General features: G+C 39.1%; 14 protein-coding genes. 9 read left to right on the forward strand and 5 right to left on the reverse strand.

Translation table 11 applies throughout. The features are described 5' to 3' along the window. The first annotated feature begins 476 nt into the window (after nt 1-476). The 7 genes from ABVT42_RS15985 (at nt 477) to ABVT42_RS16015 (ending at nt 7,348) form a co-directional block, all read left to right on the forward strand. On the forward strand, nt 477-917 hold the full coding sequence (locus ABVT42_RS15985; RefSeq protein WP_353895811.1) for a RidA family protein: 441 nt from the start codon (nt 477-479) through the stop codon (nt 915-917). Between the two features lie 42 nt (nt 918-959). Then, entirely contained in the window at nt 960-1,499 is a 540-nt protein-coding gene (locus ABVT42_RS15990) for a 3-hydroxyanthranilate 3,4-dioxygenase (RefSeq protein WP_353895812.1), read from the forward strand. A gap of 10 nt (nt 1,500-1,509) precedes the next feature. Further along, on the forward strand, nt 1,510-2,538 hold the full coding sequence (locus ABVT42_RS15995) for an amidohydrolase family protein (RefSeq protein WP_353895813.1): 1,029 nt from the start codon (nt 1,510-1,512) through the stop codon (nt 2,536-2,538). A 14-nt stretch (nt 2,539-2,552) separates the two neighbouring features. Beyond that, entirely contained in the window at nt 2,553-3,374 is an 822-nt protein-coding gene (locus tag ABVT42_RS16000; protein WP_353895814.1) for a cyclase family protein, read from the forward strand. A 43-nt stretch (nt 3,375-3,417) separates the two neighbouring features. Beyond that, nucleotides 3,418-4,719, forward strand: coding sequence for a kynureninase (gene kynU, locus ABVT42_RS16005; RefSeq protein WP_353895815.1), 1,302 nt, complete (start codon nt 3,418-3,420; stop codon nt 4,717-4,719). 2 nt (nt 4,720-4,721) lie between these two features. Further along, nucleotides 4,722-6,101 carry an FAD-dependent oxidoreductase gene (locus tag ABVT42_RS16010; protein WP_353895816.1) on the forward strand — a complete coding sequence of 460 codons (1,380 nt, stop codon included), beginning with the start codon at nt 4,722-4,724 and terminating at the stop codon, nt 6,099-6,101. A 206-nt stretch (nt 6,102-6,307) separates the two neighbouring features. Next, complete coding sequence (locus ABVT42_RS16015) at nt 6,308-7,348, forward strand: RDD family protein (protein ID WP_353895817.1); 1,041 nt, start codon at nt 6,308-6,310, stop codon at nt 7,346-7,348. Between the two features lie 23 nt (nt 7,349-7,371). On the opposite strand, the gene ABVT42_RS16020 is transcribed toward ABVT42_RS16015, so the two are convergent. Genes ABVT42_RS16020 through ABVT42_RS16030 form a run of 3 tightly spaced genes read right to left on the reverse strand, consistent with a single transcriptional unit; the run spans nt 7,372 to nt 9,241 of the window. Next, nucleotides 7,372-7,749, reverse strand: a complete 378-nt coding sequence (locus tag ABVT42_RS16020) for a response regulator (RefSeq protein WP_353895818.1) — start codon at nt 7,747-7,749, stop codon at nt 7,372-7,374. Between the two features lie 18 nt (nt 7,750-7,767). After that, entirely contained in the window at nt 7,768-8,760 is a 993-nt protein-coding gene (ubiA, locus tag ABVT42_RS16025) for a 4-hydroxybenzoate octaprenyltransferase (protein ID WP_353895819.1), read from the reverse strand. Further along, nucleotides 8,750-9,241 carry a chorismate--pyruvate lyase family protein gene (locus ABVT42_RS16030; protein WP_353895820.1) on the reverse strand — a complete coding sequence of 164 codons (492 nt, stop codon included), beginning with the start codon at nt 9,239-9,241 and terminating at the stop codon, nt 8,750-8,752. The genes ubiA and ABVT42_RS16030 overlap by 11 nt, the downstream gene beginning before the upstream one ends. A 150-nt stretch (nt 9,242-9,391) precedes the next feature. Between ABVT42_RS16030 and ABVT42_RS16035 the strand changes: the two genes are divergently transcribed. Together ABVT42_RS16035 and ABVT42_RS16040 are read left to right on the forward strand one after the other, a co-directional pair. Then, the gene (locus tag ABVT42_RS16035) at nt 9,392-9,562 is read left to right on the forward strand and encodes a rubredoxin (RefSeq protein ID WP_353895821.1); all 171 of its coding nucleotides are present in this window, start codon (nt 9,392-9,394) and stop codon (nt 9,560-9,562) included. A 119-nt stretch (nt 9,563-9,681) separates the two neighbouring features. Next, nucleotides 9,682-10,095 carry a flagellar basal body-associated FliL family protein gene (locus ABVT42_RS16040; RefSeq protein WP_353895822.1) on the forward strand — a complete coding sequence of 138 codons (414 nt, stop codon included), beginning with the start codon at nt 9,682-9,684 and terminating at the stop codon, nt 10,093-10,095. Nucleotides 10,096-10,270: 175 nt separating this feature from the next. Here ABVT42_RS16040 and tdh read toward each other — a convergent pair whose 3' ends face one another. Together tdh and ABVT42_RS16050 are read right to left on the reverse strand one after the other, a co-directional pair. Further along, nucleotides 10,271-11,296 carry an L-threonine 3-dehydrogenase gene (tdh, locus tag ABVT42_RS16045; RefSeq protein ID WP_353895823.1) on the reverse strand — a complete coding sequence of 342 codons (1,026 nt, stop codon included), beginning with the start codon at nt 11,294-11,296 and terminating at the stop codon, nt 10,271-10,273. A gap of 50 nt (nt 11,297-11,346) precedes the next feature. Continuing rightward, entirely contained in the window at nt 11,347-12,540 is a 1,194-nt protein-coding gene (locus tag ABVT42_RS16050) for a glycine C-acetyltransferase (RefSeq protein WP_353895824.1), read from the reverse strand. Nucleotides 12,541-13,024 lie beyond the last annotated feature (484 nt).

The following is a 13,024-nucleotide window of genomic DNA, read 5'->3' on the forward strand; positions in this document are numbered from 1 at the left end:
CTATACGATAAACTAACATTTTAGCGAGATCTGAAACATAACGGAAAACTTTGTCTGAAATTCCATTGCATTCAATAAAATTGTAAATTTTTACTTATTCACCAGTTGCCAGCTTTAAATTTTCGGTTTAGTATAGTGCTCAATCATTGAACTTTTCGACTGATGAATCAATCGTTTATGTTTTTCATTTCAAAAGAAAAAACATCATTAAATATCTTTGCCAGCCAGCAAGGCTGCAAATTCATTCTTAATTAAATACCTTATCTTCTAGGTTTAATCTGATTAGTCTCTATTTATTGCGTGATTAATCTGGTAACACCTCTCGCACTTATACGCCTTGTGCTATTCTTTTTTTAATTTGCTTTTTAAAATCTCGAATCACTCGTTATAAGCTGCAAACCGATTTAAAAATTTTACAACAGACTGATTTATTCAATTAAATTTTATTTTGAAACAATAAGTTAACGGAATTTTCTATGACCTACGACCCAAATGTTATCCGCACGAATAAAGCCCCTCAACCTGTCGGTCTTTATCCACATGCCAGAGCTGTTGGCAATTTATTATTTCTTTCAGGGGTAGGCCCAAGAAAAGCGGGTAGCAAGCAAATACCCGGTGTCACATTGGCAGCCGACGGTCAAATTCAAGCCTATGATATTGCGACCCAATGTCGCAGTGTCTTTGAAAATGTGAAAACTATTTTAGAGGCATCCGGATCAAGCTGGATGAACCTGGTAGATGTCACTGTTTTTCTAACCAATATGAAAGATGACTTTGCAACTTACAATCAAATTTATGCAGAGTATTTTGCCGACAACCAACCTTGCCGGACAACGGTCGAGATAAATTGTCTACCAACCCCCATAGCTATCGAACTGAAGTGTATTGCGACTATAAATGACAATACGCATTTGTAATGTATTTTTGTAATTTAACTTTTTAATTTTGAGGGAATAATCATGAGTGCACCTATGCAAGTCATCCAGTTTCAAAAGTGGATTGATGAAAATCGCGACAAATTAAAACCACCAGTATGTAACAAAGAAGTCTATCGAGATGGCGACATGATCATCATGGTAGTCGGTGGCCCAAATGGCAGAAAGGATTATCATTTAAATGAAGGTCCCGAATTTTTTTACCAGCTGGAAGGCGAAATGCTGTTAAAAACGCAACAAAATGGCAAAGTTGTTGAGTACCCCATCAAAGCCGGCGAAGTGTTTTTACTACAACCCAATACACCGCACAATCCAATACGTTATGCCAACTCGATTGGTCTGGTTATCGAGCAAGTCAGACGCCCAGATGAAATTGATGCACTAATGTGGTTTTGTGAAAACTGTAACCACAAACTATATGAAGAACGCTTTCCTTTGCGTGATATAGAAAACGATTTTGGTGCGGTATTTGGTCGCTTTTTAAATAGTGAAGCATTACGCACTTGTGATAAATGTGGAAAGATCATGCCACATAATAAACACGAATTTGAATCAGTGGAGTAATTTAACGATTATGCTGACTATCGATATTCATACACACATCCTGCCTGAAACCTGGCCCGATTTAAAACAAAAATATGGTTACGGCGGATGGATTCATCTTGATCATCATAAATGCGGATGCGCTCGCATGATGAAAGATCAGCAATTTTTTCGAGAAATTGAAGCAAATTGTTGGGATCCAAAAGTGAGAATTGATGAATGCAATCAACATCAAGTGGATATTCAAGTTCTTTCGACTGTCCCAGTGATGTTCAGCTACTGGGCCAAACCATTGGATGCGCTGGATATTTCTAAGATACTCAACGAGCACATTGCCGAAATTTGTGATAACCATCCCACTCGATTTGTAGGACTCGGCACAATTCCACTGCAATCTCCCAGTTTAGCAATTAAAGAACTTGAACGTTGTGTTAATGACTTGGGGCTAGCAGGCGTGCAAATTGGCTCACATGTCAATGAGTGGAATCTAAACGCGCCAGAGTTATTTGATGTATTTGCCGCAGCTCAAGACTTAGGTGCAGCTATTTTTGTGCATCCATGGGATATGATGGGCAAAGAACAAATGAAAGATTATTGGCTACCTTGGCTGGTAGGTATGCCCGCCGAAACCTCTTTGGCAATTTGCTCAATGATATTCGGTGGAATTTTCGAACGCTTACCCAATCTCAAAGTAGCGTTTGCCCATGGCGGCGGTTCATTTCCTGCAACTATTGGACGCATTGAACATGGCTTTAATGTACGCCCCGATTTAGTGGCTATTGATAACCCTAATAATCCGCGCGAATACCTTAACAAATTTTATTTAGACACATTGGTCCATGATCCAGCCATGCTGCAATATTTAATTAACTTAATGGGTGCAGATAGATTGGCTTTGGGTACAGACTATCCTTTTCCACTCGGCGAGTTAGAGCCAGGCCAATTAATTCATAGCAGCATTACCGAAGAGTCGGTTAAAAAGCGACTCTTACATGGTACAGCGCTAGAATGGTTAGGCTTGGATGCTTCTCGCTTTATGCAAATTCATCACGCCTCATAAAGGTCACTATCGTTATGAAAATTACCGTTGAAATTGCCGGTCAATCTTATCAAGCAAACTTAAGTTCTCCAGCCAGTATTGCCATAACTCTCCTACCTGATGGGCAACAGCCTTCACACTTTGGCGCACCAGCATGCACCAGCCAAACATTAGCAGAAGAGGGTTTTATCGGTGATACCAAACAAGGTGGAAGCTGTAATGTCAATCGGTTAACAATCATTCCTCATTGCAACGGTACGCATACTGAATCAATTGCACATATTACTGACCAGCCTTTTCCGGTTCATCAAGCACTTAAACACTCTCACTTTCCATGTGTTGTAATTACCATTGAGCCGGTACCTGCCAGTGAAACAGAAGACAGTTACTTGCCGCATTTTGATCCCACTCATGCAGTGATTACTTATCAGCAAATACATAACTGTCTTGCATCATTTAGTGACGAGCAACTAAGAGGCGTGGTGATTCGTACTTTACCTAACGCCGTTGACAAACAGTTTCAATGCTATAACACAGATAATTATCCAGTGTATTTAAGTAACGATGCGATGACTTATTTGCAACAGCGAAATGTCAACCACCTGCTGGTTGACTTTCCATCTGTTGATAAAATGTATGACGAGGGATATTTAAGTAATCATCATATTTTCTGGCAAATTGCCCAACAAACCCATCAACTAACAGCGAGTGCAGATAAATATAAAACAATTACTGAAATGGTATTTATCAGCAACGATATTAATGATGGATTTTATTTATGCAATCTGCAAATTCCTGAAATTGACACTGATGCGGTGCCCTCAAGACCAGTTTTATATGCGCTAACTCCGCAATAAACCATATTTTGTTATGAATCTAACATGAGATACGAAGCCAGTTATGAAATTTGAAAACAGTTTAGCTTTTGCTCAAAAGATGGATGAACAAGATCCACTGCATAAAATTCGCTACGAATTTTCAATTCCCAAAATGCCAAATGGACAAGAGGAGATTTATCTATGTGGTAATTCACTCGGATTACAACCTCAGTTAGCCGCGGAATATGTCAATCGAGAACTGAATCAATGGGCAAGTCTTGGCGTAAAAGGCCACTTTAGCGGTGATTTTCCTTGGATGCCCTACCATGAATTTTTAAGCGAAGGGCTTGCCGAACTGGTGGGGGCAAAAAAAGAAGAAGTTGTTGCGATGAATACATTAACCGCAAACTTACACTTGATGATGGTGAGTTTTTACCAACCCACCAAGCAACGGTACAAAATATTAATAGAAGATCACGCATTCCCTTCTGATCATTACGCCGTTGAATCACAAATTAGATTTCATGGGTATGATCCTGATGATGCAATGATATTGTTAAAACCACGAGCAGGTGAAGAATTGCTACAGCCACAAGATGTTTTGGATGTTATCGAACGACACGGCGATTCAATTGCATTGATTTTACTACCTGGTGTTCAATATTACACGGGTCAAGTATTTGATATGCAAGCGATCACCCAACTGGGTCATCAGAAAGGATGTAAAGTGGGTTTCGATCTGGCACATGCAACCGGCAATATTGTACTTAACCTGCATCACTGGGGCGTTGACTTCGCCTGTTGGTGCACCTATAAGTATTTAAATTCAGGCCCGGGTTCAGTTGCCGGTTGTTTTGTTCACCAACAACATCACGCCAATGAAAAACTGCCACGCTTTGCCGGATGGTGGGGGCATGACAAATCAACTCGTTTTAAAATGGAAAATAAATTCAAACCGATTCATTCCGCTGAAGCATGGCAATTATCGAACCCGCCTGTTTTATCTTTAGCAGCAATTCGCGGTTCTCTAGATACATTTAAAAAAGCCGGGGGTATAAAACCACTTAGAGAAAAATCTGAAAAACTAACTGGCTATATGCGATATTTATTAGAAGTTCAATTAAGTGATTGTGTTGAAATTCTTACCCCTGAAGAAAAAAAGTATTCAGGCTGCCAACTATCCTTAGCGGTTACATTAAATACCCAAAGCGATATTCAACTCGGTAAAAAAATATTTGATCATATTGAAGCAAACGGTGTAACAGGCGACTGGCGTCATCCAAATGTTATTCGTGTTGCTCCTGTACCGCTGTATAACTCCTTTGAAGATGTTTACCACTTTGTTGAAATTTTAAAGCAATCTATTGAAATCAATCGGGAGTAAAAATGAACCACTCAATACATAAAGAAAAAATTACTATTATTGGTGCGGGCCTGGTTGGTTCATTGTTGGCGGTGCTTTTAGCTAAGCGAGGTTATCGCATAGCTTTGTATGAAAGGCGCCCTGATATGCGTCGCACCGACATTAGTGCGGGACGCTCAATAAACTTGGCACTTGCCAATCGAGGTATTTATGCTTTACAACAAGCTGAACTAATGGAGAAGATTTCACCTATACTAACTGAAATGAAAGGAAGAATGGTGCATGATATTGAGGGACAGTTAAATTTTCAAAGTTATGGGCAAAAGCCAGAAGAAGTTATTTATTCAGTCTCACGCGGAGAATTAAATAAAATTTGTTTAAACGCCGCAGAAGAAACTGGACTGGTCGATATATTTTTCAATCAACGTTGCGAATCAGTGGACTTTAAAAATAATCAAATTACTTTTGTTGATGAAAATACTGCAACTCAAACTTTGCAACAGTTTTCTCAAATTATTGGTACCGATGGGAGTGCGTCGGCTGTGCGGGAAGCCATTCATCAGCAAACCTCACAACAACATGAGATCATTCCACTAGGGCATAGCTATAAAGAGTTGCGTATACCACCGGGCAGAAACGGCGAATACTTAATTGAAAAAAATGCCTTACATATTTGGCCACGAGGTGGATTTATGTTAATCGCCTTGCCCAATGCTGATGCATCATTTACAGTCACGCTATTTATGTCTAATGAAGGTAATATCAGTTTTGAAAATATTAACTCCGCAGAAAGCGTAAAAGCTTTTTTTGATGAATATTTCACAGATATTTTGCCGCTCATTCCGCAACTGACTAAAGATTTTTTTAGTAACCCCACAGGAAAACTTGCGACCGTTAAATGTTCGCCCTGGCACTTTAAGGATAAAGCCTTATTATTAGGTGATGCCGCTCATGCGATTGTACCTTTTCATGGACAAGGTATGAACTGCGGTTTTGAAGATGCCTGGGAACTGATTAAAAGTATCGAGCAACATGCCGGCGATTTTGCCAAAATATTTGCGCAGGTCAATCAAAATCGTAAGATTAATGGCGATGCAATTGCCGATATGGCCATTGAAAATTACATCACAATGCGAGACTCAGTGCGAGATAAAAAGTTTTTACTCAAAAATGCATTGGCATTTGAACTTGAAAAACGATTTTCAGGCTATTTTTGTCCACGCTATTCAATGGTAATGTTTCATAGACTACCTTATTCAGAAGCAAAATCTCGCGGTATTATTCAAGAAGCTATATTAAATCAGTTGACCGAATCCATTCAGTCAATCAAACAGGTAGATTATGCATTGGCAGAGCAACTCATCAAGGAAAAGCTATCACCGGTCAGTTTAAATCCTAATTAAGCCGCCTATTGCGGCTTTGTTGCTTGTTTATTAACAAATTGGGGCGATCATATAAAACATAATTTTTTATGTTCAATAGCAGTTTAATTGCAGTAATAATACTATCCGCATAAATATAAAATAGGCCAGTATCATTAAAAATAAATTGAAAACTCATTAAAATGTTGTTATTTGTAATTCAAGATTAACGAATAAAGAGTTGCTTTATGCATAACTGTCCTAGTTGCGGTACAGCCAATCAGTCCGGTGCAAAGTTTTGCTTGAACTGTGGCAATACGCTGACAAACTCAACACAATCCCCTTATCAATCTCCGCATTCCCAACAGTCTCCACCAATGATTAGTGAATTTCTTTATGCCGGATTTTGGAAGCGACTTCTTGCCTATATTGTTGATGCAATTATCATTTATTTGGTTATCATCGGTTTATCAATTGCTTTTGGGCTATCAAATCTTTCAAATAACCTGATGGTAGAACAAAATCCAGCATCAAGTATTACTAACGGGTTTATTTTTTTAGTGGCGTTCTATTTCATCTGGTGGATGTACTTTGCAGTTCAAGAAGGCTCTGCAGCGCAAGCGACACTGGGTAAACGATTATTGGGTATTAAAGTCGCTGATATGCAAGGTATGCCGCTGAGTTTTGCACATGCTGCCGGCAGACAGCTCGCTGGTGTTGTTTCGTCAATTACCTTTTCTATTGGCTATTTAATGGCGGCATTTACCGGTCGCAAACAAGCACTACATGATATTATCGCCAGCGCCGTAGTGGTCAATCGACGATTTGCTCCTCAACAAATTGCGTTAGTTAACCAATCGCCACCTGCAGGAATGAGTCTGGGCGGGGTAATTGCTGTTGTTTGCCTAGTGTTAATCATACCCGTCGGCGGAATTGTCGCAGCTATTGCAATCCCTGCTTATCAAGATTATGTCACGCGCGCCCAGCTAAGTGCAGCAATCATTCATGCCTCTTTAACGCAACCAGCAATTATTCAATACGCTGAAGAAAATGGGAATTGGCCAGTCAGTTTTGAACAAATATCCTTGGTTAGCGCAAATATGAAAGATGATAATTATTATATTAAGCTGGAAAGAGAAGGAACATTAGTCATTTATTTTTCGGCGCCAACTGCAATCAGTCATGGTTCAATTGCATTATTACCCGAATTAAATACTACTGGCGAGTATACTTGGCAATGCCAAGCGAATAATATTCAGGCCAAATTATTGCCTGCTAATTGCCAATAATCTTATTTTTAAAGATCTTATTTTTATAGTGTTTGCTTGAGCCAATGCTCAAGCATTTGCTGCATTTTTTTCAGTTGAACAGGTTTATTCAAAATATCATTCATGCCTGCATCACGGCAGTCATTTTCAATACCGCAAACGACATTAGCTGTTAAGGCAATAATCGGCGCATTCCGGCTTGGCCCATCTGTCGCTCTGATTTTTCGTGCCGATTCAAAGCCATCCATGACGGGCATATGACAATCCATAAAAATTAAGCAATAGTGATTTTCTAACGCAAGCGCCAGCGCTTCGCTACCATTTTCAGCAATATCAACTTCATAACCTAGTTTTTTCAAAAATAAACTGGCAACCCGCTGATTGGCAAAATCATCTTCAACAACAAGAATTCGACCTGACATATGCTAATCCTAACAATTTTAAAAACTCTTTGAGAGTAAAATTCCACAAAATATACTGGCTCCAACCCAGTTATTATTTAAAAATGCAGCAAAACAATGTTCTCTGGCTCGATCTCGGCATGAATACAGTTGCTTGACAATCAGCGCTGCTGCGATAATTAAGCCAAGATAATACCAAAAATTCAGTTCAAATTTGGTACCAACTAATATCATTCCAAAGATAAAAAAGCTTTGAATTATGGCAATAATCTGTAAATCCGCTTCGCCAAATAAAATTGCCGTAGATTTAATACCAATTTTTAAATCATCTTGCTTATCAACCATGCCATAAAGCGTGTCATAAGCCAGAACCCATAATAAATTTGCAATATATAACACCCAGGCAGTATCGGGGATGGTATTTGTTGTTGCTGCGAATGCCATTGGAATTGACATTGAAAACGCTGCGCCCAATACGACTTGCGGGAAATAAGTAACTCGCTTCATATAGGGATATGCCGTTGCAATAATAATGGCAATTATTGATAAAATAACAGAAAGCGTATTTAGCAATAATACTAGTCCAAATGCGACGAGAGATAAGACTAAAAATAAAATTATCGCTTCTTTTTCTGGTAATTTTTTACTTGCAAGTGGCCGCAATTTTGTTCTTGTAACTTTACCATCAAAATTTCTATCAGCATAATCATTGATGACGCAACCGGCAGAACGAGTTAGAAAAACACCGAGAGAGAAAATCAGTACCAGAAAAAAGCTTGGTGTTTCTTCTGCGGCCAACCATAAAGACCATAGAGTTGGCCAAAGCAAAAGTAAAATACCGATAGGTTTATCTACTCTCATTAATAAGCCATATTGATGCAGTCGATATTTTTGTGCTTTGGTTAGCTTGATATTCGCTTTAACAATATTGAAATATTTTTTTAAAACTTGTTTAACATCTACTAGCAATTCCAAAAAGGTTTGCCAGAAAAGTTTCCAAAATGAAAGCTCGCTAGGTTTTTTAATCGGCATAAACAGGACAGTCCGGTAAAAATATTTCACTGACCATTAGAGGGCCACTGGAAAATTCAAATATTGAGCTTCGCCGCCATAATTTATGGTTAACTGATATTCCCATCTCAAAAACTGCATTTGGAATTTGGTTTGTGAGTTCCAGATCCATATTTTTTCTGACTGCACCATTTCGGCCAAATAGTATTTTTCCAATCGGTGTATTATTAAGCATGACAATTCGACGAGCAGGTCCAGACAAGGTTCTAATAGGCACTACAGTACGTGCATACAGCCACTGCTGTTTACCTTTACCCATTTTTATTTCTCTTACAAGTGCCAGTTCTCGTGGTTGAATATTCAGCTGTTTTCTTTCGCTATAATCAACAAACTCCATCCGCTGGCTTAACCTTGTTAAACGAGGTGTTACCCCCATTAATTGTTTAAAACGCTCTGTTAGACTGCCTCGGTCACAAAGTAGCGCAAAAGTCTTCGGATTCAATAGCGGGTTCGACTCAAATGACTAAGTTGCGTGCGATTATATCAAAACGCTCTCCGTTTATGAGAATTTTTACCTGTTACTTGCGGTTTCCCTTAAAAATCTTTATAAATGCGCCTTAATTCATCAACGACCAATTTAAATGAGATAGCTATGAGAAAGTGGGAATGTATAGTCTGTGGCTGGATTTATGATGAGGAAAAAGGCTGGCCTGAAGATGGCATTGCGCCAGGAACCAAGTGGGAAGATGTCCCCGAAGACTGGTTATGTCCTGATTGTGGAGTCGGCAAAGAAGATTTTGAAATGGTACAAATAAAAGCCTGATACACCAGAAAATAAGCAATAATTACTAATCGTTAACACGGATTATCCCCGGTTTTATCGGGTCAAAGATGGATTTTGAGCTATAATTAAGCCCAAAATCGAATAAACGAAATTATAAAATGTTGAACAAAATCCGACTGTTAATTATTTTAATTATTGCTTCATTTTTATTATTCAGTGCAAAATCTTTTGCATTCGAATCCGAAAAACCTCCCCTAAAGTATTTTCAGATTGACCCGAACATTCTGACCTTCTATCAGTCTAGCGGACGAAAATTTGGCTATATAGTTGTGCAAATCCAAATTGTTGTACGAGGACAGGAAAATTACGATCGGGTAGAAACACATCTACCACTAATTCAAGACTCATTAATCGACTTTTTTAATCGTCAGAGTAAAGAGACGATACAAGACTTAAAGCAACGGGAACAACTTCGTTTAGATGCGAAACAAAAGGTAGATGATATCCTGAAAGAAGAACTAGGTATCAGTATTGTTGAAAATTTATTATTTACACAGTACGTGTTTCAATGATCTTCAAGACAGATATTTGACCAATCTATCAAAAATCGAAAGTCAACAACATGGTAATATTCACATATTCAGATTACACTTTTTAACATTTATGTTGCTGTGCAACCGTCAAAATATTGACGGTTACTATAATTTCAGGATTATTACGCAATGAATATTTTTTTATAATTTTAAGTTATTTCCAATTTAAAATTACTTTTCCAGAGAGTCCAGATCGCATGACATCGAATCCTTGCTGAAAATCATCTACATCAAACTGATGAGTAATAATTGGTGAAATATCTAATCCAGATTGAAGCAGCGAAACCATCTTGTACCAGGTTTCAAACATCTCCCGGCCATAAATTCCCTTAATTTGCAGACCTTTAAAAATCACCTGATTCCAATCAACCCCCATATTGGCAGGCGGAATGCCTAACATGGCTATTTTTCCACCATTATTCATAGTGGCAAACATTGACTGTACCGCAGATGGCACACCCGACATTTCAAGCCCAACATCAAATCCTTCGGTCATTCCCAACTCGTCCATCACATCCTTCAAGTTTTCTTTTGAAACATCAACGGTTCGAGTAGCCCCCAGCTTTTTAGCCAAATCCAGTCGGTAACTGTTCACGTCGGTAATCACCACATGCCGCGCTCCAACATGGCGACAAACTGCCGCAGCCATTATGCCGATAGGGCCTGCACCAGTAATTAACACATCTTCACCGACTAAATCGTAAGACAAGGCGGTATGCACGGCATTTCCGAAAGGATCAAAAATAGCAGCCATCTCATCAGAAATATCATTTGGAAGCTTAAAAGCATTCACTGCCGGAATAACCAAGTACTCAGCAAAGGCTCCAGGGCGATCGACCCCAACACCGTATGTGTTACGGCATAAATGTCGGCGTCCGGCACGGCAGTTTCGACAATAACCGCAAGTAATATGGCCTTCTCCCGAAACACGATCTCCAATTGAAAATCCTTGGACTTCCTGACCAATTTCTTCTATTACACCAACAAACTCATGCCCAACAGTCATTGGAACAGGGATCGTTTGCTGCGCCCAATCATCCCAGTTATAAATATGAATATCGGTACCGCAAATAGCCGTTTTGCGCACACGGATCAATACATCGTTGTGACCAAACTCAGGCTTTTCTGCCTGCTCCATCCAGATACCTTCTTTGGCGAAGCTTTTTGATAAAGTTTTCATGGTTTTAATCTCAATAAAAAATTAATTATCGTGTTCATGATTTGAAGTGTTTAAATGACACCCAACTTCTTACCAACCTTCTCAAAGGCAGCAACAGCTTTATCAATATGCTCAAATGAATGTGCGGCAGACATCTGAGTGCGAATTCGCGCTTGCCCCTTTGGCACTACAGGGAACGAGAATCCAACAACATAAATACCTTCTTGGAGCATTTCATCTGCAAAAGCCTTTGCTAAAGAAGCATCGCCCAGCATGACAGGTATTATGGGATGCTCACCAGGGAGTAAATTAAACCCTAGAGCCGACATTTTTTGTCTGAAATATTCAGCATTCGCGGTAAGTTTTTCACGGAGCTCATTACCACTTTCCAGCATATCCAAAACTTTAATGGTAGCCGCAGCAATAACTGGTGCTAAAGTATTAGAAAACAAATAAGGACGTGAGCGCTGTCTTAACCACTCGATGATCTCCTTGCGGCCAGAAGTATAACCGCCAGAAGCCCCGCCTAAAGCCTTACCTAATGTGCCAGTGATAATGTCAACGCGATCCATAACACCACAGTACTCATGAGTGCCGCGGCCATTTTCACCAATAAAACCAACCGCATGTGAATCATCTACCATAACTAAAGCATCATACTTATCCGCTAAATCGCAAATAGTCTTTAGATTAGCTAAATATCCATCCATTGAGAAAACGCCATCGGTCGCAATCAGTTTATATCGCGCGCCCGCTTCATTAGCGGCAATTAACTGCGCTTCTAGGTCAGCCATATCGTTATTGGCGTAGCGGAATCGCTTAGCTTTGGATAATCTTACGCCATCTATAATAGAAGCATGGTTCAACGAATCAGAAATAATGGCATCATCAGCAGTCAAAATTGTTTCAAACAAACCGCCATTGGCATCAAAGCAAGATGAATATAAAATTGTATCTTCCATTCCTAAAAAGCTGCTAATTCTCTCTTCTAATTGCTTATGAACGGCTTGCGTTCCACAAATAAATCGAACCGATGCCAACCCATAGCCCCATTGAGTTAATGCCGCCTGACCCGCCTTAATTAGATCAGGGTGATTGGCTAATCCTAGATAATTATTCGCACAAAAATTAAGAACATTATTTCCACTAGTGACGTGAATATCTGCCTGTTGTTGTGAATCAATTATCCGTTCATCTTTATATAATCCCGCTTCGTGAAGCTCGTTAATTTGTTGTTGTAGATTTTCAAGAAATGATTTGCCCATGAGTTACGCTCTGATTTGATAAGTTATAGGTATGAAACATTCAATGAGGAATTGAATCGTCAGTTCAAGTAGCACGAATTTTACCCGATAAGCAGTGAATTCTAAATGTTTTTCAAAAAAGCAATAACCTCGATAGGTAAGCAGTATGAAGGCTAATAAATTGGTAAAAGGTGAGAGTTTTACAAAAAGAAAAACCTCAAACGTTACTGGACGATATCGCTTGAGGTTGTTGTTTTATTGATTATTCAATCTTTCATCCTTGGTATTTAACGGCTTTTCAGCTAAAAGTCATACTTCACTTTTCCATTTGAAGTATTTAACCAAATATAATTATGCAATTTGTGATGGTTTATCTCCGTTACATAAAGTACTGACTTTAACCGATGGGTCGATACGACGGGTTTCTAACTGTTGCGCAGGGTCAATGCGGCGTGTTTCCAGTTGATAACTCGGATCAATACGTCGTGTGCTCACTTTAACCGAT

Source organism: Aliikangiella maris, assembly GCF_040719265.1.
GTDB lineage: Bacteria > Pseudomonadota > Gammaproteobacteria > Enterobacterales > Kangiellaceae > Aliikangiella > Aliikangiella maris.